Here is a 19,433-nt window from a genome sequence, read left to right on the forward strand (position 1 = left end):
CTGCTGTCCCGGCATGTCATATGCCACCGCACCGAACGGAGCGCCCATGTCGACCGCCCAGCCCGCAGCCCTCAGCTTCCGCAGTGCCGTCGAGGCCGACGTACCGGAACTGGTGGCGCTCGTGGAGTCCGCGTACCGCGGGGACGCCAGCCGGGCGGGGTGGACCACCGAGGCCGACTACCTGGACGGACAGCGCACCGACCCCGACGGGGTCCGCGCCGTGATCGACAACCCGGACGGGGTACTGCTCGTCGTCGAGCGCGCGGACGAGCTCGTCGCCTGCTGCCACATCGAACACCGCGGCGACCACGCCTACTTCGGCATGTTCGCCGTACGCCCCGGGTTGCAGGGTGGCGGCCTCGGCAAGGAGATCCTCGCCGAGGCGGAGCGCCGCGCGCGCGACACGTGGGGTGCCGGCGAGATGCGGATGACGGTGGTGAACGTGCGGGAGGAGCTCATCGCCTACTACGTGCGCCGCGGCTACCGGCGCACCGGCGAGCTGAGCCCCTTCCCCTACGGCGACGAGCGCTTCGGCATCCCGCTGCGCGACGACCTCGCCTTCGAGCTGCTGGTCAAGCCCCTGTAGGCGGCGGGCCACCGGTCGCGCCGGCGGCGCCGGTGACGGACGGGGGCCGCGGCCGCCCGGGGCCGGCCGCCTCAGGCCGTGAAGCGGCCCGTGCTGCGGATCTCCGGATGGTCCGTCGTCACCCCGTCCAGGCCGAGCGCCCGCGCCAGCCGCAGCAGGTCCAGCGTGTCGACCGCCAGGCCCGTCACGCGCAGGCCGGCCGCATGGGCCGCCTCGACCAGCTCCAGGGTGATCCCGCGGATGTCCAGGGAGACCGTGGCCGCCCCCGCGCCCGTCGCCCGGCCCACCACGGCCGCCGGGTCACCGGGGGCGGACCGTACGAAGAGAGCGGTCCGGACGCCCGGCACCCGCCGGGCCGCCTCGGTGAGCACCTCCTCGCGCGCGGAGGCGATCTCCACACGGGAAACCAGGTCCCGGCGCAGCACCAGCTCCGCGAGCGCCGCTGCCGCGGCCCGGTCGTCGACGGACACCTGCAGCGGCGAGCGGACCGCCTCCAGCACCTCTTCGAAGACCGGCACCCGCTCGCCCTGACCGGCGTCCAGTCCGCGCAGCTCGGCCAGCGTCAGGTCGGCGACGGCCCCCGAGCCGTCGGTGGTCCGGTCCACGTCGGGGTCGTGCACGGCGACGAGGACGCCGTCCTTGCTCAGCCGGAGATCCAGGGCGATGGCGTCCATCCCGCAACGTTCCGCCCGAAGATACGACCGCAGGGTGTTCTCCGGCTCGACACCCATGACCCCGCGGTGACCGATGGTGAGGAAAGTCAAGGTTCTCTCGCTTCCGTCGACGGCGGCTCCCCGCGCGGTCGCGGTGTCCCGACCGGCCGCGCGCGATAGAGGTCGCATGCTAGTGCGCCGCTCGCGGATACGGACCGTGCGTGCACGGGCCCGCGGAAGCGCCCCGGCCGCTTCCCGCCAGGGTTGCGCGCCCCCCGGCGGCCTGCCGCGGCCCTGTCGCGTCACCCGGGCGTGGGCGCGTCCCCGCCGGCTTGACGGCCGGTCGCCTCGACCCGCGCGGAGAGCCGCCCGAGGTCGGCCAACAACGCCTCGCCCAGTTCCAGTTCGGCCAGGTGCTGGCGCTCGCTCCAGCGCAGCGCGACGGCGGGGAAGTCCCACTCCGGCACGCCGGCCGCCTGCTCCACGGCCTCCCGCACGGCCGCCAGCTCGCCGCGGGTGCGCTCCAGGTGCGCCTCGACCATGGCGCGCAGCCGCGCCGGTTCGGCCAAGTGGCCGAGCCAGACCCGCAGCAGCAGCCCGTGTTTGAGGACCGGGGGGCCGGCGTCCGCGGTGTCGGCGGCCCAGCGGGACAGGGCCGCGCGCCCGGCTCCGGTGATGCTGTAGCGGCGCTTGGCCCGCGCCTCCTCGGGCCCCGAGCGCGCGGAGGACGCGTACCCGATGTCCTCCAGACGGCGCAGTTCGGCGTAGATCTGGCTGATGGCCGGCGACCAGTAGAAGAAGCGCAGCGAGGAGTCCGCCCACTTCTTCAGCTCGTACCCGGTGCGCTCGCCGGGGAAGGACAGCAGGCCGAGAACGGCCCAGGCGGTCGGTGGCAGGTCCGGGTGCTGCTGCTTCTCTTGCCTCTTCGCGGTGTGACTACTAGTCATATTCCGAATTGAAGGGGCCGACGAGATCATGTGCCTGGTCCAGATGGGCACGGTGGAACAGGACGCCTGCATGGAGACCCTGCGCCAGTGGGGCGAGAAGGTCATCCCGCACTTTCGGAACCTGTGCTGGCGGCCCCGCACCCGCGACCGCCGAGGCCCGGCGGGGCGGGGAAGCGACCGGGACCGTCTCGACCCGGCGGCCGCGGCATGCGTCGACGCCCTCGCCGCCGCGTTCCCCGACCTCGGCCGCGGCGTCACCCGCGCCGACGAGGCCCGGCGGGTCCTGGCGGCCGCGCCCCGCCCGCCGGCCCGCCGCCCGCGTGTGGGGGCGGTGGCGGACCTGACCGTTCCCGGCCCGCCCGGCGCCGCGCCCGTACCGGTGCGGGTCTACCTGCCCGACCCCGGGCGGTGGCCGGGGCCCCGCCCCACCGTCGTGTTCTGCCACGGCGGCGGGTGGGTCCTGGGCGACATGGACACGCACGACACCACCGTCCGCCACCTGGCACGGGCGGCCGGCGCGGCCGTGGTCTCGGTGGACTACCGGCGTGCCCCCGAGCACCGCTTCCCGGCGGCCGCGGAGGACGCCCACGCGGCGCTGTGCTGGGCCGGCGGCCACGTGGACGACCTCGGCGGCGACCCGGCCGCCCTGGTCGTGGCCGGGGCAGCTCCGGCGGCAACCTCGCCGTCGCCTCGCTGCTGCTCGCCCGGGAGCGCGGGGGGCCGCCGGTCGCGCTCCAGGCCCTGGCGTGTCCGGTGCTGGACGCCGCCCAGGACCGCCGCTCGTACCGGACCGCCGCCGAGGGCTGCTTCCTCACGGCCGCGCACATGCGCTGGTTCTGGGAGCAGTACCTCGGGCCCGGCGGCGACGGCCGGCACCCGCTGGCCTCCCCGGTGCGCGCGGACCTCGCCGGGCTGCCGCCGGCCCACCTGGTGATCGCCGGGTGCGACCCGCTGCGGGACGAGGCCCGCGCATACCACCGCAGGCTGCGGCGGAGCGGGATCCGGTCGGTCCTGGACGGCCATCCGGGCATGTTCCACGGCTTCCTGGGCCTGGCCGGGGTACTGCCACAGGCATGTGAAGCCTTCGCGCGACTGGGCGGAGCTATCAGTTCCGCCCGGACAAACGGGAAGACTTTCGGTGAAGCCGGGGGTGACGCAGGATAATTTCCCGAATTGCCTCTTGAGCGGGAGAGCCTCGCACGCATACGCTGTGCGGACGTGAGGTTCTCCTGTGGAGGAAGTGACATGACGGAAACTCTTGTGCCGGGCGTCGGCGGTGCCGTGATATCCGCTGGGGCGCGGGTGGTGGACCACCCCGCGTGGCCCGAGCTCAAGGCCGCCGTGGAGGAGATCCGCCCCTGGCAGGCGTCCGACGGTTCCATCGACTTCGAGGCCGAGGGCGAGCACGCCCGGGCCACGGTCCTCGCCGCGGTCGACCGCGTGATCGGCGCCGTCGAGACGCTGTCCCCGCTGCTCCCGCACGCCGCCGCGTACCACGCAGCCCTCGTCGCGGACCTGCGCAAGTGGGCCGCGGAGGACTTCGGCGTGCCGGACTTCCTCGACTCCCTGATGGCCTTCCACCCGGCCGCCGAGCGCGCCGACGGCCTGCAGCACCTCGTCGTCTTCCCCATGTACACGCAGAACGGCAACCCCGACCGCAACCTCGAGGCCGTCGTCCTGAAGATGGTCTGGCCGGAGTGGCTCTCCGAGCTGGAGCGCACCCGCTACGACAACCCGCTCTTCCTCGGCATCACCTTCGAGGACTTCACCCCGGGCTACGACACGCACTCCGCCGTGCTCTTCCCGGAGACCATCGCGGTGCGCGAGGCCCCCGAGCGCTTCACCTGGGGCGGCATCTTCTGCGACCGCGAGGCCGCCCGCTACCGCAAGGTGACCGCTGCCGCCGTGGACATCCTGGGCATCGACCTGCCCGAGGACATCGCACGCATGGTCGACGACCAGGAGCGCTGCGAGAAGGCCTTCGTCCTGTGGGACATGGTCCACGACCGCACCCACAGCCACGGCGACCTGCCGTTCGACCCCTTCATGATCAAGCAGCGCCAGCCGTTCTGGATGTACGGCCTGGAGGAGCTGCGCTGCGACCTCACCGCCTTCAAGGAGGCCGTGAAGCTGGAGTCCGAGGGCAACGAGCACGGCCGCGACGTGCAGTACGCCGTCCTCTTCGACCGGATGTTCCGCTTCCCCGTCTCCGGTGACCGCAACCGCAACTACGACGGTCTCGGCGGCCAGCTGCTCTTCGCCTACCTCCACAAGCACGACGTGGTGCGCTGGACGGACAACAAGCTGAAGATCGACTGGATGCGCGCCCCGCAGGTCACCAACCAGCTGTGCGCCGAGATCGAGGACCTCTACCGCGCCGGCATCGACCGCCCGAAGCTGGTCCACTGGCTCAAGGCCTACGAGCTGGTCTCCACGTACCTCGCCCCGCACCCGGGCTCGAAGTGGGCCAAGGGTGCCGACGCCCTCGACCTGACGCAGCCGCCGCGCAAGCTCGTCGACGACGTGCTTCCGGACGAGTTTCCGCTCAGCATGTTCTTTGAGGCGCTCGCCAAGAAGCTCAAGAGCACGATCGCGGCGACCAGGGGCATCACCGCCCAGAACGCGGAGCAGGCCGAGCGAGTCGCCGCGTGAGCACTCGCCCACAGGAGGCTGCACAGATGAACGGCTCCGGGAACGGCAATGGAAAGCTGAACGGAGCGGTGGTGGCGGTGGCCGGGGCCGGCGGGCCCGCGGGCCGCGCCGCCCTGCTCCGCCTCGCCGAGGCGGGTGCGACCGTCGTGGCGTCCGACGCCGATCCGGCGCGGCTCGCGGAAGCCGTGGACGCGGCGCGCTACGCGCACGGCGGCGCCACGATCACCGGTGACACCGTGGACCTGCTCGACCTGGAGGCCACGAAGGCCTGGGCCGAGCACACCGAGAAGGAGTTCGGGCGGGTCGACGGACTGGTCCACCTCGTGGGCGGCTGGCGCGGCAGCAAGACCTTCACCGACGTCGACCTGGCCGACTGGACCTTCCTGGAGAAGCTCCTCGTCCGCACCGTCCAGCACACCTCGCTCGCCTTCCACGACGGGCTGCTGCGCAGCGACCGCGGCCGCTACGTCCTGGTGAGCCAGTCCGGCGCGCACAAGCCGGTCGCCAACAACGCCGCCTACAACGCGGGCAAGGCGGCCGCCGAGGCCTGGACCCTCGCCATGGCGGACTCCTTCCGCAAGGCTGGGGGTGACGAGGGACCCGGCGCGGCAGCTGCGATCCTGGTCATCAAGGCACTGGTGCACGACGCGATGCGCGCCGAGCGTCCCAATGCGAAGTTCGCGGGCTTCACCGACGTGAAGGAGCTGGCCGAGGCCATCGCCGGCGTGTGGGAGCAGCCCGCCATCGATGTGAACGGACAGCGTCTGTGGCTCACTCCGCAACCGTGAAGACCGATGCCCGCCGGCACCACGACCCGGCAGTGCGCGGCTTCGCCAGCGACAACTACGCGGGGGTCCATCCGGAGATCCTGGAGGCCCTCGCCCTCGCCAACGGAGGTCACCAGATCTCCTACGGCGAGGACGAGTACACCGAACACCTGCAGAAGATCGTCCGCAGCCACTTCGGTCCGTACGCGGAGGCCTTCCCGGTCTTCAACGGCACCGGCGCGAACGTCACCGCCCTCCAGGCGATGACCGACCGCTGGGGCGCGGTGATCTGCGCCAAGAGCGCCCACATCAACGTGGACGAGGGCGGCGCGCCGGAGCGGATGGCCGGGCTGAAGCTGCTCGCGGTGCCGACCCCGGACGGCAAGCTCACGCCCGAGCTGATCGACCAGGAGGCCTGGGGCTTCGAGGACGAGCACCGCGCGATGCCGCAGGTCGTCTCGATCACGCAGAACACCGAGCTCGGCACGGTCTACACGCCGGACGAGATCAAGGCGATCTGCGAGCACGCCCACAGGCTCGGCATGAAGGTCCACCTCGACGGGGCCCGGATAGCCAACGCCGCGGCCTCGCTCGACGTGCCGATGCGCACCTTCACGAACACGGTCGGCGTCGACGTGCTGTCCTACGGCGGCACCAAGAACGGCATGATGTTCGGCGAGGCCATCGTCGTGCTCAACCCGGACGCGGCCCGGCAGATGAAGCACATCCGCAAGATGTCGATGCAGCTCGCGTCGAAGATGCGCTTCGTCTCGGTGCAGCTCGAAGCGCTGCTCGCCAAGGACCTGTGGCTGCGCAACGCCCGCCACGCCAACGAGATGGCGCAGCGCCTCGCCGCCGGTGTCCGCGAGACCGACGGCGTGGAGATCCTCTACCCGGTGCAGGCGAACGCCGTGTTCGCGCGGCTGCCGCACGAGGTCTCCCGGCGTCTGCAGAAGCGTTACCGCTTCTACTTCTGGGACGAGGCCGCGGGCGACGTCCGCTGGATGTGCGGCTTCGACACCCAGGAGGAGGACGTCGACGGCTTCCTCCAGGCCCTGAAGGAGGAGCTCGCCCGCTAGGGGCGCTCCCTCCCGCCTGGCTGTATAAGTATGCCGCCCACCGCAAATCCATTGAATTGCGGTGGGTGGCATGCCTATGCTCCGGGCCATGCAGCTGATCCAGCAGAACCCCGACGTGCGCGCCTATCTGGCCTCGGACGAGGCCGTGGACCACTGGCATCGCCTCGTACGGGAACGGGCGGACGCCCTCTGGTCGACCACCGGCGACGCATACTCATACGCCGAAGCCGCCTTCGTGTTCGTTCGCGACACCATCCCGCACTCCGCCGACTCCGGCGACGAGCGGGTCGCCTGGCGGGCCTCCGACGTGCTCGGCACGCGCAACGGCATCTGCCACGCCAAGTCCCATGCCCTGGTCGCCCTGCTGCGCGCCCGGGGGATCCCGGCCGGCCTGTGCTACCAGAGCCTCGCCGACGACGACGGCTCGAACCCCCTCGTCCACGGGCTGACCGCCCTGCGCCTGCCGGGCCGCGACCGCTGGAGCCGGCTCGACCCGCGCGGCAACAAGCCGGGAGTGGACGCCCGGTTCGACCTCGCCGAGGAGCGCCTGGCCTTCCCCGTACGCCCCGAGCTGGGCGAGGCCGACCACCCCGAGGTGTACGCGTCCCCGCACCCGGCCGTGCTCACCGCGCTCCGCGAGTCCGCCGACCGGCAGGACCTGTGGCGCAAGCTGCCGACCGCACTCTGAGGCTGCGGCAGCCGGTCACGGGCCGAACGCCTTGGACTCGGAGGCGTTCTCGGCCCGGGGCTCCGTGCTGGCGCACATCGCGTGCTGGTACAGCCTCTCCAGCGCGTCGTCGATGGGGTGGTGCTGCGGCCGCCCCGAGGAGTCCCGTTCGTTCCACCTCTGGAGATTGACCGCGACGGACAGCTGACGCCGGCCGTCGGCCCGGGTCAGGGAAACCGTGCCGGCCCCCCAGACCGTGCCGTCGTGTCCCCAGAAGGTGCCACACCCCGGGACGACGACCTTGTGCAGCCCGAGGCCGTACTCGATCACCGATCCGTCCAGGGCGATGACCGGGCCCGTGCGCTGCATCTGAGCCAGCGACGACCGGTTGACGATCTCGCCGTCGAGAAGCTTGCCGTAGAACCGGTTGAGGTCCTCCATGGTCGACACCAGAGCGGCACCCGTCCCCGTCCAGGACATGTCGTAGACGCGGTACGGCCCGGCCCGCACCACCATGGCCGACCCCGCGCTCGTCGAACTGGCCATCAGCTCCGACGGCGATGAGGCGGCCAGAGCACGGGCGCTACGGCTCCTGGGGTTCGCCGCCGACCTGCCGGTCCACGTCGTGGCCGTCCGCTCGCAGCTCCCGCTCGGCCGGATCGGCAGCCTGGTGTGCCGCGCCCGCCCCGTGAAGGCGGCACCGCTCGCCGATGTGGGCGTCATCCTGGCCACCACCGTCGACCGGGCCCTGTTCCCGGCAGGCGTGCGCGCCGGCATCGGCGCGGCCGACAGTCCCGACCGGTCCTGGCAGCAGGCCCGCACCGCCCTGCGCTTCACCACCCCGCGCGAACCCGTCGTCCGCCACACCGACCTGGGTGCGCTGGCACTCCTGGCCGAGGTACCCCGGGAGACCGCACGTGACAACGCCGACGTGGCAGCCATCGCCCGCATCGCGCACGACGGTGAGGACATGGAGACCCTGGACACCTACTGCGCCACCGGCTCCCTGCGCCGCGCCGCCGACCTCCTCCACCTGCACCACAGCAGCGTCGCCCGGCGACTCGAACAGATCTCGAAGACCCTGGACATCGACCTCACCGCGCCCACCGGACTGACCCGGGTCAGGCTCGCCCTCACCGCGTGGCGGTTGCTCGACGACTGACCTCCTGCCGGACGGGACCGCCCGGGCCGTCGCGGCGGTGGTGTCAAGTCACGAGAGGCCGGGACCTGACGGGCGACGAGGACCGGGGCGTACTGGAGATGCCCGTTCCGCTCTCCCGGAGGAGAACCGTCATGACCCACACCGTACGTACGCGGCGCCTGGCCCACTTCGCGGCCGCGACCGCCATGGCCGCCGGAGCCGTACTGGTCCCCACGGCCGCGTTCGCCGCCACCCCGGCCGCCGCCGCGCACGCGGCCGTCACGGACCGGGGCGGGCCGGGGAAGGACCACCGCGACAGCTGGAAGAAGGGCGGCGCGTGGGACAAGAAGCGTCCGGGCGCGGGCGGCGGCAAGGGCGGCACGAACGACGCCGGTCACCAGCCCGAGGAGCCGCAGTGGCAGTGCATCACCGCCCCGTGCGGTCCGCCCGGCAAGGGCGGCCCCGACCATGGCAAGCACCACCCGAAGGAGCCGCAGTGGCAGTGCGTCAAGGCCCCCTGCGGCCCACCCCGCGCCGCGTCCGACGACGGCCGGACCCAGGCAGGCTGAGCCGCGGCTCCGCTCCTGCGCGGGGCGGAGCCGCATCGTCGGCGCGAGGGCTCAGCCCGCCTCGCGCACCTGGGCCGCCGTCGGCGCCGTACCGCCCAGGTGGGCCGGCAGCCACCAGGAGTCCTCGGCACCCCGGGGCTTCTCCGGGTAGGCGCGCTGGGCCGCGTCCAGCAGCTCCTGCACGCGCTCGCGCAGCCGGCGCGTGATCGCCCCGGCGTACTGGTCCGTCGGCGCCTCGATGGGCTCGCCCACCCGCAGCGTCACGGGGATGTGGCTGCGCTTGAGGTTCTTGGGGCGGCCCTTGGTCCACAGCCGCTGCGTGCCCCACAGCGCCACGGGGATCAACGGGACTCCGGCCTCCTGCGCCATGCGGGCCGCACCCGACTTGAAGCTCTTCAGGGTGAAGGACTGCGAGATCGTCGCCTCGGGGAACACCCCGATGATCTCACCGGAGCGCAGCGAATCCAGCGCGTGCTGGTAGGCGGTCTCGCCCTGCTTGCGGTCCACCGGGATGTGCTTCATCGCGCGCATCAGCGGGCCGGACACCTTGTGCCGGAACACCGACTCCTTCGCCATGAAACGCACCAGGCGCTTCTGCGGCCGTGCCGTCAGCCCGGCGAAGATGAAGTCGAGGTAGCCGATGTGGTTCGACACCAGGACGGCACCGCCCTTGCGGGGGATGTTCTCGGTGCCCTTCATGTCGATGCGGATGTCCAACGCGCGGAACAGACTGTGCGCGGCGCCGATCACCGGGGGGTAGACGAGCTCAGCCATGGGGAGACCCGCTTTCTGTCTGGGGAGGAGCTCCCGGCCGGAAGTTACGGAAGCGTAGGTACGCGACCCTTGGGGATGGTGCCCCAAACGAGGGCCGCTGGCCAGTCCAGACGCCCGCGCCCGGGGAGATTCTTGTCACGCCGGGAATGCCCCGGGCCCGCCGCGTGTCCCATCCACGTACGAGCGTACGACGATCATGTGGGTACGCGAAGGCCGCGGGTGACGAGGGGAGTGCGGGTGCGCGGGCGGGAAGAACGGCGGGACGGCAGGGCCGGGGGCCCGTCCGGCGCCCGGGTCGACGGCGGGCGCGTGCGCCTGAGTGCGGCGGAATTGGGCGCGCAGCCGGGCCGGCGGGCGACCCTGGTGCAGTTCTCCAGCGCGTTCTGCCAGCCCTGCCGGGCCACGCGCCGGATCCTGGCCGAGGTCGCCGGCATGGTCGAAGGGGTCGCGCACGTCGAGATCGACGCGGAGGAGCGCCTGGACCTGGTGCGGGCCCTCGGCATCGAGAAGACCCCGACCGTGCTCGTCCTGGACGCGGCGGGCCGCATCGTGCGGCGGGCGGCCGGCATGCCGCGCAAGGTCGACGTGATCGCCGCGCTCGGCGCCGCCGTATGACGGGCCGACGGGAGGTGCCCGCGGCGGCGCGGCCGACGGCGGGCCCGGGCGCGCCGGTGCGCGCGCCCGCACAGCGCGTGACGCGCCCGACATCTGCCCGATCCCGCTTGACGGCGTCCCCGGGAGATCGCCACGCTGGCCGTATGCGGTATGAACTCCTGCTCCGCGGACGGATCCCAGTGGACCTCGTCCGGCACGCGAGCGCGCGCTGTCAGGATCACCGAACGACCCGCCCCTGATCCCGACTGTGCCCGTGTGTCCCGTGGCAGAAGGCAGAACCCTGATGAGTGCTCCGACGGTCCCGACGGTCCCGGCGGCCGCTTCCCCCTTTTCCGACGCCGGCCGTCCCGGCTCGCCCGACCTCCTTCGCTCCGTCTTCCGGCAGCACGCCGCCGGGGTCGCCGTGATCACCTCCCAGGACGGCGGCCGGCCGGTCGGTTTCACCGCCACCTCGCTCAACTCCGTCTCCGCCGACCCGCCGCTGCTCTCCTTCACGATCGGCACCGGGGCCTCCACCTGGCCCGCGGTGCGCGACAGCGACCACCTCGGCGTGCACATACTCGGTGAGCACCAGCGGGAGCTGGCCGGCCTCTTCGCGCGCAGCGGGGCCGACCGGTTCGGGCCCGGCACCGCCTGGGCCGTCGGCCCGCACGGTGTCCCGGTGCTGGACGGCGTGCTGGCGTGGCTGGTCTGCCGGGTGGTGGCGAGGGTGCCCGCCGGTGAGCACCGGGTGATCATCGCTCAGGCGCTCGTGGGGGACCCGGCCGGGGAAGGCCGTCCGCTGCTGTACCACCAGGGGCGCTTCAACGCGCTGCGCGACTGAATCGTCCCTGTTGGGGCGGGTCGGCCGGCGTTGGGCAGATCACAGTTCGCCGACCTTGCGACTTGGTGGGACCCACGGTGTACTGACGAGTAACATTCCGTTCGGGGCGCGGGCCGCCCCGATCGGGATCCGCCCGACAAGGCGCCTATGCTGCCTGCATAAGGCGGTACACGAAAAGACGATGCGGTAGGAGAGCCGGCGTGAGCCTGAGGATCGTTGTCTGTGTGAAGTACGTGCCCGACGCCACTGGCGACCGGCAGTTCACCGAGGACTTGACCGTCAACCGTGACGACGTCGACGGCCTGCTGTCGGAGCTCGACGAGTACGCCGTCGAGCAGGCGCTGCAGATCGCCGACGAGGCCGACGATGCCGAGATCACCGTCCTGACGGTGGGCCCCGAGGACGCCAAGGACGCGCTGCGCAAGGCGCTGTCGATGGGTGCCGACAAGGCCATCCACGTCGAGGACGACGACCTGCACGGCACCGACGTCATGGGCACCTCGCTGGTGCTCGCCAAGGCCATCGAGAAGGCCGGCTACGACCTGGTCATCACCGGCATGGCGTCCACCGACGGCACCATGGGCGTCCTCCCGGCGATCCTGGCCGAGCGCCTGGGCGTCCCGCAGGTCACCCTGCTCTCCGAGGTCAAGGTCGAGGACGGCACCGTGACCGGCCGCCGCGACGGCGACACCGCGAGCGAGCAGCTGGAGGCCTCCCTCCCGGCGCTCGTCTCGGTGACGGACCAGTCGGGCGAGGCCCGCTACCCGTCCTTCAAGGGCATCATGGCCGCGAAGAAGAAGCCGGTCGAGTCCTGGGACCTCGAGGACCTGGAGATCGAGGCCGACGAGGTCGGCCTGGAGGGCTCCTGGACCGCGGTGGACTCCGCGGCGCAGCGCCCGGCCCGCACCGCCGGCACGATCGTCAAGGACGAGGGCGAGGGCGGCAAGCAGCTGGCCGAGTTCCTGGCCGGCCAGAAGTTCATCTAAGGGCTTCGGCCACCCCTCAGTAGCCCCCAGACACTTCGCAATCGCAGGAGAGCAGTCCCATGGCTGAAGTTCTCGTCTACGTCGACCACGTGGACGGCGCCGTCCGCAAGCCCACCCTCGAGCTGCTGACGCTGGCCCGCCGCATCGGCGAGCCCGTCGCCGTCGCCCTGGGCGCCGGTGCCGACGCCACCGCCGCGGTGCTCGCCGAGCACGGCGCGGTCAAGGTCCTCACCGCCGACGCCCCCGAGTTCGCCGAGTACCTCGTGGTACCGAAGGTGGACGCGCTGCAGGCCGCGTACGACGCCGTGTCCCCGGCCGCCGTGCTCGTCCCGTCCTCCGCCGAGGGCAAGGAGATCGCCGCGCGCCTGGCCGTGCGCATCGGCTCCGGCATCATCACCGACGCCGTCGACCTGGAGGCGGGTGACGAGGGCCCGGTCGCGACGCAGTCGGCCTTCGCCGCCTCGTTCACCACCAAGTCCCGTGTCTCCAAGGGCACCCCGGTCATCACCGTCAAGCCGAACTCGGCGCCCGTCGAGGCTGCTCCGGCCGCCGGCGCGGTCGAGGCGCTCGCCGTCACCTTCGGCGCGCTGGCCACCGGTACCAAGGTCACCGGGCGCACCCCGCGCGAGTCGACGGGCCGTCCCGAGCTGACCGAGGCCGCGATCGTGGTCTCCGGTGGCCGCGGCGTCAACGGTGCCGAGAACTTCGGCATCATCGAGGCCCTCGCGGACTCCCTCGGTGCGGCCGTCGGCGCCTCCCGTGCCGCCGTCGACGCCGGCTGGTATCCGCACACCAACCAGGTCGGCCAGACCGGCAAGTCGGTCTCCCCGCAGCTCTACATCGCCTCCGGCATCTCCGGCGCGATCCAGCACCGGGCCGGCATGCAGACCTCGAAGACCATCGTGGCCATCAACAAGGACGCCGAGGCCCCGATCTTCGACCTCGTCGACTACGGCGTGGTCGGCGACCTCTTCACGGTCGTCCCGCAGCTGACCGACGAGATCAAGGCGCGCAAGGGCTGACCGCCTGACCTGCGTTTCTCTTCGTAGCATCGCTTCTCCGGGGCCGTGTGGTGATTCTCACCGCACGGCCCCGAGTCGTTCGTCCGGCCGGGCCGGGGGGACCATTGACGGAGCGGAACGGCATGACTAAATTCTGCTATGCGGATCTAAGCTTCCGTGAAGCGGAAAAGAGGAGAGTGCACGATGGGTCAGCAGGAGAAGGTGGCGACGAGCCTCGCAGGCGCGGTCAGCGAGGGCATCAGCGCCTCCCTCGCGCCGGTGGACGCGGAGCTCGCGCGCCACTACCCGGGCGACCCCGGCACCCGCCAGCCCATCCACACCGTCTACGTCCCCGGTGACGTCTTCGCCGCGGACACCATCCGCTCCTGGGGCGACCAGGCCCTGGCCGCCCTCGACGAGCACGCCCCGGACGCCGCCACCTTCGCCGGAGTCCTCGGCATCTCCGACGAACTCGCCGTACCGGTCTACGAGCGCGTGCGCGCCAAGCTGCTGCGCGAGCCCGTCGAGGACCTCCGCGTCGACTTCGAGGACGGCTTCGGCGTCCGCTCGGACGAGGAGGAGGACCAGGCCGCGGCCCGCGCCGCCCGCCTGGTCTCGGAGGCCTTCTCCAACGGCACCAACGCCCCGTACATGGGCATCCGCATGAAGTGCATGGAATCCAACGTGCGCGACCGCGGCATCCGCACCACGGACATCTTCCTCTCCGGCCTCCTGGAGCACGGCGGACTGCCCGAGGGCCTCGTCCTGACGCTCCCGAAGGTCACCTACGCCGAGCAGGTCAGCGCCTTCGTCAAGCTGCTGGAGGCCTTCGAGAGCGCCCGCGGCCTGCGCCCGGGCCGGATCGGCTTCGAGATCCAGATCGAGACCAGCCAGTCCATCCTCGCCTCCGACGGCACCGCCACCGTCGCCCGCATGATCGAGGCCGCCAAGGGCCGCGCCACGGGCCTGCACTACGGCACCTTCGACTACAGCGCCTGCGTCGGCGTGTCCGCCGCCTACCAGGCCAGCGACCACCCCGCCGCCGACCACGCCAAGGCGATCATGCAGGTCGCGGCCGCCGGCACCGGCGTACGCGTCTCCGACGGCTCCACCAACGTCCTGCCGATCGGCACCACCGAGAAGGTCCACGAGGGCTGGAAGCTCCACTACGGCCTGACCCGCCGCGCCCTGGCCCGCGCGTACTACCAGGGCTGGGACATGCACCCCGCGCACCTGCCCACCCGTTACGCCGCCGTCTTCACCTTCTACCGCGAGGGCCTCGAAGCCGCCGCCGCGCGGCTGAAGGCGTACGTGGCCAAGATCGAGGGCGACGTGATGGACGAGCCGGCGACCGCCAAGGCCCTGGCCGGCTACCTGGTGCGCGGCCTCGACTGCGGCGCGGTGGGCGCCGACGAGGTCACCGCGCTGACCGGCCTGACCCGCGCCGAGCTCGACGCCTTCGCCATCCCGCGCCGCTCGGCGACCCTGACCGCGACCGCCTGATCCGGGGAGCGTACGGCCCGGCCCCCGTTCCTCCGGGGCCGGGCCGCCGGTGTGTACGGGGCTCAGTCCGCCGGAGGCAGTTCGCCCGAGCCGCGGGGTACGAGGCGGGTGGGCAGCTCCGTGCGGGTCGGGGGGAGTCCGGCCCCGGCCAGGCGCTGGAAGAGGCGGTCCGTCGCCACCCGGCCCAGCGCCGCCGGGTCCTGGGCGACCACCGTGATGCCCGGCCGCAGCAGGTCCGCCAGCTCGAAGTCGTCGAAGCCGACCAGCGCCACCGGCCGCTCCAGGGCGGCCAGGACCCGTACCACCGTGACCGTGACCCGGTTGTTGCCGGCGAAGACGGCGGTCACCGGCTCCGGACCCGCGAGCATCGACCGCGCCGCGCCCGCGACCCGCTCCGGGTCCGTCGAACCGAGCGAGACCCAGGCTCCGGCCACCGGAAGATCGGCCTCCGCCATCGCCGTGCAGTAGCCGCGCAGGCGTTCCGTCGCCGTGTGGATGCGGGGATGGTCCCCGATGAAGCCGATCCGGCGGTGGCCGCCGGCGATGAGGTGGGCGACGCCGCCGAGGGCGCCGCCGAAGTTGTCCGACAGCACCACGTCGGCGTCGATCCGGCCGGCCGGCCGGTCCACGAAGACCGTGGCCACGCCCGCCCGCATCTCCGGCTCCAGGTAGCGGTGGTCGTTCCCGGCCGGGATCACGATCAGGCCGTCCACCCTGCGGGCGCACAGCGCCAGCGCCAACTCCCGCTCGCGGTCCGGGTCCTCGGCGCTGGAACCGTTGATGAGCAGCGCCCCGTGGGCGCGCGCCACCTCCTCCACGGCCCGGTTGAGCGGCCCGTAGAAGGGGTCGGCGAGGTCCTCCAGGACCAGGCCGACGGTGGCGGTACGGCCCTTGCGCAGCACACGCGCACTGTCGTTCCTGCGGAAGCCCAGGGCCTCGATGGCCTCCAGGACACGCCTTCCCGTCTCGGGGGTGACCCCCGGCTCGCCGTTGACCACCCGGGACACCGTCTTCAGGCCCACTCCGGCCCGGGCCGCCACGTCCTTCATGGTCGGCCGGGTTCCGTAGCGGGGGTCTGACGTGCGGCGGTTGTGGGGCACGGTCGTGAATCCTCCCTCGTACGCGGGCGAGCGTGCGGGCTCGTGACCATGAGGATAAGCACTCGGCCGATAGTGAGGTTTTCGTGGCAGGCTGGGGCGGGCAAGCCACTGGGGGCTCCGGACGAGCCATGGGGAGAGGGGTAGACGTGATTGTCTGGATCAACGGAACGTTCAGCGCGGGGAAGACCAGCACGGCCCGCGAACTGACCGCCATCCTCCCGGACAGCACCCTGTTCGACCCCGAGTTCGTCGGCGACGCGCTGCGGGTGCTGCTGCCGCCCAAACGTCTGGCCGAGGTCACCGACTACCAGGACCTGCCGAGTTGGCGCCGGCTCGTGGTGGACACCGCCGCGGCGGTCCTCGCCGAAGTGGGCGGGGTGCTGGTGGTCCCGATGACGCTGCTCCGCCAGGCCTACCGGGACGAGATCTTCGGCGGGCTCGCGGCACGGCGGATCCCGGTGCGGCATGTGCTGCTCGCCCCTGCGGAAACGATCCTGCGGGAGCGGATCGCGACCCGCAGCGAGCCCGGGGCGCCCGAGCAGGTCGACGTGCGGGTCCGGCAGTGGGCCTACGACCACATCCCCGCCTACCAGGAGGCCCTCGGCTGGCTCACCGCCGACGCGCACGTCGTCGACAACGGGGCCCTGACGGTGCGGGAGACGGCCGAGCGGATCGCCGAGGCCGTCCGCTCGGACACCGCCCGGGTCTGCGACATCGTGCAGACGCCGGAACCCACGCGGGAGACGGTCGCGGCCGGGGTCCTGCTCTTCGACGAGCAGGACCGGGTGCTGCTGGTCGACCCCACGTACAAGGCGGGCTGGGAGTTCCCCGGCGGCGTCGTCGAAGCCGGCGAGGCACCGGCCGCCGCCGGTGTACGAGAGGTCGCCGAGGAACTGGGCCTCGTACTGGACCGGGCGCCCGGCCTCCTCGTGGTCGACTGGGAACGCCCCCAGCCCCCCGGATACGGCGGCCTGCGCCTCCTCTTCGACGGCGGCCGCCTCACCGCGGACGCGGCCGCCCGCCTCAGGCTGCCGGGACCCGAACTGCGGGCCTGGCGCTTCGTGACGGAGGCAGAAGCCGCGGACCTCCTGCCGCACCACCGCCACGAACGCCTGCGCTGGGCCCTGCGCGCCCGGGAACGCGGCCGCCCGCTCTACCTGGAGGCAGGTGTCCCGACGGAGTGAGGCCCGCGCGTGCAGCGGGCCTCCCCGCGACGCGGCCGAGGGGCCCGGGCCGTGCCACCCGCCGCCCGGGTCGCCCGGCGGTCACTCCCGCCCCGGGGCGGCGCCCGCCGTCTCACCCCCGCCGCTGTCAGACCGCGGTACCGGCGGCGGCCCCGGCCAGCGCGGCCGCGGTGTCCACCGTGAGGGGGTCGCCGTGGCCGAAGCAGGCGACCCGCGGAGCGAGGCCCGCCAGCCGCCGGAAGGAGCCGACCGCCCGGGCCTTGTCGACGTTGAAGACGCCCAGCATCGGCGGCCCCACGGCGGCGATGCAGTCACCCGCGAACAGCACCCCGTGGTGGGGCAGATGGACGCCGATGCTGCCGTCGGTGTGGCCCGGCGCGTGGACGACGTACGCTCCGTCCCCGAAGCCCAGCGCGTCCCCGTCCTCCAGCTCACGGTCCACCCGGGTGGGCGGTGCCTCGGGAACGGTCAGGCCGTGCGCGTACAGCGGGACCTCCCAGTCCAGGAGCACCGGTTCGGGAACGGGCCGCTCGCCGCGGATCACGGGCGCGTCCAGCCGGTGCGCGAGCACCTGGGCGCCCCAGCGCCCGGCGAGCTCACCGGCCGCACCGACGTGGTCGCGGTGGCAGTGCGTGAGGACGATCCGCTCCAGCCGCTCCGGGAGCAGCCCGAGGGAACGTATCGCCCCTTCGATCTCGGCGGCGGAGGCGACGTTGCCCGCGTCGACGAGGGTGAGGTCTGCGCCGTCCTGCCAGAGATGGGCCTGGCCGATCGGGAATCGGAGCATGTGGAGCCGGTTCGGGAGCACTTCGACGAGATCCATACGGTGACCGTACGGACGGCCCGGCGCCCGACGGCCGGACTTCACCGTGAGCGGAGTACGCCCAGGGCGGAGACCGCCCCGGGCGGACACGCGTCCGGGCAGATCAGGCGCGCTTGGACTCCGCGTAGTTGATCAGGAAGAGGGCCTCGGCCACCGACAGGCGCTCCAGCTCCTCCGGCGACACGCTCTCGTTGACCGCGTGGATCTGCGCCTCCGGCTCGCTGAGCCCGATCAGCAGCATCTCCGCCCCCGGGTACAGGGACGTCAGCGTGTTGCACAGCGGGATGGAGCCGCCCATGCCGCTGATCTGCATCTCCTGGCCGGGGTAGGCGGCTTCCAGGGCCGTGCGCATCGACGCGTACGCCGGGCTGTCGGTGTCCGCCTGGAACGGCTGGCCCTGGCCGACCACCTCCAGTTCGAGACGCGCCTTCCACGGGGTGTGCGCCTCCAGGTGGGCCTGGAGGAGCTTGATGGCCTCGGCGGTGTCCACGCCCGGCGGCACGCGCAGGCTGATCAGCGCGCCCGCGCTCGCGTGGACGGACGGGGTCGCACCGACGACGGGCGGGCAGTCGATACCGAGGACGGTGACGGCCGGGCGGGCCCACAGGCGGTCGGCGACGGTGCCCTCACCGATCAGTTCGACGCCGTCCAGGACCTTGGCGTCGGCGCGGAAGTCCGCCTCCGGGTACTGCAGGCCCTCCCACACCGCGTCCGAGGCGAGCCCGTCGACGGTCGTCGAACCGTCGGCGGCGCGCAGCGAGTCGAGCACGCGGATCAGCGCCGCCAGGGCGTCGGGGGCGGCGCCGCCGAAGATCCCCGAGTGCAGGTTGCCGCCCAGCGTGTCGATCTTCACCTTGAGCAGGCACATGCCGCGCAGCGTGGCGGTCACCGTCGGCAGTCCCGGACGGAAGTTGCCGGCGTCGCCGATGACGATGGTGTCGGCGCTCAGCAGTTCCGGGTGCGCCTCCGCGTACTGCTGGAGGCCGCCGGTGCCCTGCTCCTCCGAGCCCTCGACGATCACCTTCACGCTCACCGGCACACCGCCGTTGGCCTTCAGGGCGCGCAGCGCCAGCAGGTGCATGATGAACCCGCCCTTGCAGTCGGCCGCACCGCGCCCGTACCAGCGCCCGTCGCGCTCGGTCAGCTCGAAGGCCGGGGAGATCCACGCGTCGTCGTCCAGCGGCGGCTGCACGTCGTAGTGCGCGTAGAGCAGCACGGTGGGCGCGCCCTGCGGGCCGGGCAGGAAGCCGTACACGGACTGGGTGCCGTCGGGGGTGTCGAGGAGCGCCACGTCCTGGAAGCCCTCGGCGCGCAGCGCGTCGGCCACCCAGTTCGCCGCGGCCTCGCTCTCGCTGCGGGGGAACTGCGCCCAGTCCGCCACCGACTGGAAGGCCACCAGCTCGGTCAGCTCCTGCTTGGCGCGGGGCATCAGCGAGGCGATGGTCTCGGCGATCGGATGCTGGGACATGGGCACGCTCCTTGTGGGTGCGACGTTGTATCCGTGTACGCAGGCCCGCGCACGCGCGGGATGTGCGTATGCCGGGTACGGCGGAAGACGGTCCG

General features: G+C 72.6%; 20 protein-coding genes and 1 pseudogene. 14 read left to right on the plus strand and 7 right to left on the minus strand.

All coding sequences use genetic code 11. The features are described 5' to 3' along the window. Positions 1 to 46 precede the first annotated feature (46 nt). Positions 47 to 586 carry a GNAT family N-acetyltransferase gene (locus IF89_RS0100420; protein ID WP_030759248.1) on the plus strand — a complete coding sequence of 180 codons (540 nt, stop codon included), beginning with the start codon at positions 47 to 49 and terminating at the stop codon, positions 584 to 586. Positions 587 to 657: 71 nt separating this feature from the next. On the opposite strand, the gene IF89_RS0100425 is transcribed toward IF89_RS0100420, so the two are convergent. After that, positions 658 to 1,350: a glycerophosphodiester phosphodiesterase gene (locus IF89_RS0100425; protein WP_078628008.1), complete on the minus strand. Its 693-nt coding sequence runs from the start codon at positions 1,348 to 1,350 to the stop codon at positions 658 to 660. A gap of 191 nt (positions 1,351 to 1,541) precedes the next feature. Then, the gene (locus IF89_RS0100430) at positions 1,542 to 2,186 is read right to left on the minus strand and encodes a PadR family transcriptional regulator (protein ID WP_051806666.1); all 645 of its coding nucleotides are present in this window, start codon (positions 2,184 to 2,186) and stop codon (positions 1,542 to 1,544) included. A 70-nt stretch (positions 2,187 to 2,256) separates the two neighbouring features. On the opposite strand from IF89_RS0100430, the pseudogene IF89_RS49560 reads away from it, so the two are divergent. The 5 genes and pseudogenes from IF89_RS49560 (at position 2,257) to IF89_RS0100455 (ending at position 7,372) form a co-directional block, all read left to right on the plus strand. Beyond that, positions 2,257 to 3,350 (plus strand): annotated as a pseudogene (locus IF89_RS49560) (alpha/beta hydrolase). Positions 3,351 to 3,431: 81 nt separating this feature from the next. Beyond that, entirely contained in the window at positions 3,432 to 4,838 is a 1,407-nt protein-coding gene (locus tag IF89_RS0100440; protein WP_051806667.1) for a DUF6421 family protein, read from the plus strand. 26 nt (positions 4,839 to 4,864) lie between these two features. After that, a complete protein-coding gene (locus IF89_RS0100445) occupies positions 4,865 to 5,626 on the plus strand; it encodes an SDR family NAD(P)-dependent oxidoreductase (protein ID WP_030759259.1) in 762 nt (253 codons plus the stop codon). Beyond that, positions 5,623 to 6,684, plus strand: coding sequence for a threonine aldolase family protein (locus tag IF89_RS0100450; protein WP_030759262.1), 1,062 nt, complete (start codon positions 5,623 to 5,625; stop codon positions 6,682 to 6,684). Before IF89_RS0100445 ends, IF89_RS0100450 begins: the two co-directional genes overlap by 4 nt. A gap of 88 nt (positions 6,685 to 6,772) precedes the next feature. Further along, positions 6,773 to 7,372 (plus strand): transglutaminase-like domain-containing protein, encoded by a 600-nt coding sequence (locus IF89_RS0100455; protein ID WP_030759265.1) that lies wholly within the window; start codon positions 6,773 to 6,775, stop codon positions 7,370 to 7,372. Between the two features lie 15 nt (positions 7,373 to 7,387). Here IF89_RS0100455 and IF89_RS46855 read toward each other — a convergent pair whose 3' ends face one another. Next, entirely contained in the window at positions 7,388 to 8,323 is a 936-nt protein-coding gene (locus IF89_RS46855) for a serine hydrolase (RefSeq protein ID WP_078628009.1), read from the minus strand. On the opposite strand from IF89_RS46855, the gene IF89_RS46860 reads away from it, so the two are divergent. Continuing rightward, positions 8,322 to 8,513 (plus strand): helix-turn-helix domain-containing protein, encoded by a 192-nt coding sequence (locus IF89_RS46860; protein WP_078628010.1) that lies wholly within the window; start codon positions 8,322 to 8,324, stop codon positions 8,511 to 8,513. The genes IF89_RS46855 and IF89_RS46860 overlap by 2 nt on opposite strands. Positions 8,514 to 8,644: 131 nt before the next feature. Continuing rightward, on the plus strand, positions 8,645 to 9,061 hold the full coding sequence (locus IF89_RS45760) for a hypothetical protein (protein ID WP_030759273.1): 417 nt from the start codon (positions 8,645 to 8,647) through the stop codon (positions 9,059 to 9,061). 51 nt (positions 9,062 to 9,112) lie between these two features. On the opposite strand, the gene IF89_RS0100475 is transcribed toward IF89_RS45760, so the two are convergent. Further along, positions 9,113 to 9,835 carry a lysophospholipid acyltransferase family protein gene (locus IF89_RS0100475; RefSeq protein WP_030759276.1) on the minus strand — a complete coding sequence of 241 codons (723 nt, stop codon included), beginning with the start codon at positions 9,833 to 9,835 and terminating at the stop codon, positions 9,113 to 9,115. 231 nt (positions 9,836 to 10,066) lie between these two features. Between IF89_RS0100475 and IF89_RS0100480 the strand changes: the two genes are divergently transcribed. The 5 genes from IF89_RS0100480 (at position 10,067) to IF89_RS0100500 (ending at position 14,763) form a co-directional block, all read left to right on the plus strand. Continuing rightward, complete coding sequence (locus IF89_RS0100480; protein WP_420706853.1) at positions 10,067 to 10,450, plus strand: TlpA family protein disulfide reductase; 384 nt, start codon at positions 10,067 to 10,069, stop codon at positions 10,448 to 10,450. A gap of 283 nt (positions 10,451 to 10,733) precedes the next feature. Continuing rightward, positions 10,734 to 11,273 (plus strand): flavin reductase family protein, encoded by a 540-nt coding sequence (locus tag IF89_RS0100485; protein WP_030759282.1) that lies wholly within the window; start codon positions 10,734 to 10,736, stop codon positions 11,271 to 11,273. 200 nt (positions 11,274 to 11,473) lie between these two features. Continuing rightward, entirely contained in the window at positions 11,474 to 12,259 is a 786-nt protein-coding gene (locus IF89_RS0100490) for an electron transfer flavoprotein subunit beta/FixA family protein (protein ID WP_030030595.1), read from the plus strand. A 59-nt stretch (positions 12,260 to 12,318) separates the two neighbouring features. Next, positions 12,319 to 13,281 carry an electron transfer flavoprotein subunit alpha/FixB family protein gene (locus tag IF89_RS0100495; RefSeq protein ID WP_030030596.1) on the plus strand — a complete coding sequence of 321 codons (963 nt, stop codon included), beginning with the start codon at positions 12,319 to 12,321 and terminating at the stop codon, positions 13,279 to 13,281. A gap of 183 nt (positions 13,282 to 13,464) precedes the next feature. Next, positions 13,465 to 14,763 (plus strand): DUF6986 family protein, encoded by a 1,299-nt coding sequence (locus IF89_RS0100500; RefSeq protein ID WP_030759287.1) that lies wholly within the window; start codon positions 13,465 to 13,467, stop codon positions 14,761 to 14,763. Positions 14,764 to 14,825: 62 nt separating this feature from the next. On the opposite strand, the gene IF89_RS0100505 is transcribed toward IF89_RS0100500, so the two are convergent. Continuing rightward, on the minus strand, positions 14,826 to 15,812 hold the full coding sequence (locus IF89_RS0100505; protein ID WP_078628012.1) for a LacI family DNA-binding transcriptional regulator: 987 nt from the start codon (positions 15,810 to 15,812) through the stop codon (positions 14,826 to 14,828). A gap of 197 nt (positions 15,813 to 16,009) precedes the next feature. Between IF89_RS0100505 and IF89_RS49270 the strand changes: the two genes are divergently transcribed. Next, on the plus strand, positions 16,010 to 17,047 hold the full coding sequence (locus IF89_RS49270) for an NUDIX hydrolase (protein ID WP_030759294.1): 1,038 nt from the start codon (positions 16,010 to 16,012) through the stop codon (positions 17,045 to 17,047). Positions 17,048 to 17,174: 127 nt separating this feature from the next. Here IF89_RS49270 and IF89_RS0100515 read toward each other — a convergent pair whose 3' ends face one another. Together IF89_RS0100515 and IF89_RS0100520 are read right to left on the minus strand one after the other, a co-directional pair. Continuing rightward, positions 17,175 to 17,870, minus strand: a complete 696-nt coding sequence (locus IF89_RS0100515; RefSeq protein ID WP_030759297.1) for an MBL fold metallo-hydrolase — start codon at positions 17,868 to 17,870, stop codon at positions 17,175 to 17,177. A gap of 103 nt (positions 17,871 to 17,973) precedes the next feature. Further along, positions 17,974 to 19,338, minus strand: a complete 1,365-nt coding sequence (locus IF89_RS0100520) for a dipeptidase (RefSeq protein WP_030759300.1) — start codon at positions 19,336 to 19,338, stop codon at positions 17,974 to 17,976. Between the last annotated feature and the right edge of the window lie 95 nt (positions 19,339 to 19,433).

Origin of the sequence: Streptomyces sp. NRRL F-2664, assembly GCF_000719345.1 — a bacterium.
Lineage (GTDB): Bacteria > Actinomycetota > Actinomycetes > Streptomycetales > Streptomycetaceae > Streptomyces.

What these genes read in the sequence shown, in the direction of transcription:
- IF89_RS0100495 (WP_030030596.1), top strand. Translation starts at nt 12,319, where the DNA reads ATGGCTGAAGTTCTCGTCTACGTCGACCACGTGGACGGCGCCGTCCGC.
- IF89_RS0100475 (WP_030759276.1), bottom strand. Translation starts at nt 9,835, where the DNA reads ATGGCTGAGCTCGTCTACCCCCCGGTGATCGGCGCCGCGCACAGTCTG.
- IF89_RS0100420 (WP_030759248.1), top strand. Translation starts at nt 47, where the DNA reads ATGTCGACCGCCCAGCCCGCAGCCCTCAGCTTCCGCAGTGCCGTCGAG.
- IF89_RS0100500 (WP_030759287.1), top strand. Translation starts at nt 13,465, where the DNA reads ATGGGTCAGCAGGAGAAGGTGGCGACGAGCCTCGCAGGCGCGGTCAGC.
- IF89_RS0100485 (WP_030759282.1), top strand. Translation starts at nt 10,734, where the DNA reads ATGAGTGCTCCGACGGTCCCGACGGTCCCGGCGGCCGCTTCCCCCTTT.
- IF89_RS0100505 (WP_078628012.1), bottom strand. Translation starts at nt 15,812, where the DNA reads ATGAAGGACGTGGCGGCCCGGGCCGGAGTGGGCCTGAAGACGGTGTCC.
- IF89_RS46855 (WP_078628009.1), bottom strand. Translation starts at nt 8,323, where the DNA reads ATGTCCTCACCGTCGTGCGCGATGCGGGCGATGGCTGCCACGTCGGCG.
- IF89_RS0100440 (WP_051806667.1), top strand. Translation starts at nt 3,432, where the DNA reads ATGACGGAAACTCTTGTGCCGGGCGTCGGCGGTGCCGTGATATCCGCT.
- IF89_RS0100445 (WP_030759259.1), top strand. Translation starts at nt 4,865, where the DNA reads ATGAACGGCTCCGGGAACGGCAATGGAAAGCTGAACGGAGCGGTGGTG.
- IF89_RS45760 (WP_030759273.1), top strand. Translation starts at nt 8,645, where the DNA reads ATGACCCACACCGTACGTACGCGGCGCCTGGCCCACTTCGCGGCCGCG.
- IF89_RS0100520 (WP_030759300.1), bottom strand. Translation starts at nt 19,338, where the DNA reads ATGTCCCAGCATCCGATCGCCGAGACCATCGCCTCGCTGATGCCCCGC.
- IF89_RS46860 (WP_078628010.1), top strand. Translation starts at nt 8,322, where the DNA reads ATGGAGACCCTGGACACCTACTGCGCCACCGGCTCCCTGCGCCGCGCC.
- IF89_RS0100430 (WP_051806666.1), bottom strand. Translation starts at nt 2,186, where the DNA reads ATGACTAGTAGTCACACCGCGAAGAGGCAAGAGAAGCAGCAGCACCCG.
- IF89_RS0100455 (WP_030759265.1), top strand. Translation starts at nt 6,773, where the DNA reads ATGCAGCTGATCCAGCAGAACCCCGACGTGCGCGCCTATCTGGCCTCG.
- IF89_RS0100515 (WP_030759297.1), bottom strand. Translation starts at nt 17,870, where the DNA reads ATGGATCTCGTCGAAGTGCTCCCGAACCGGCTCCACATGCTCCGATTC.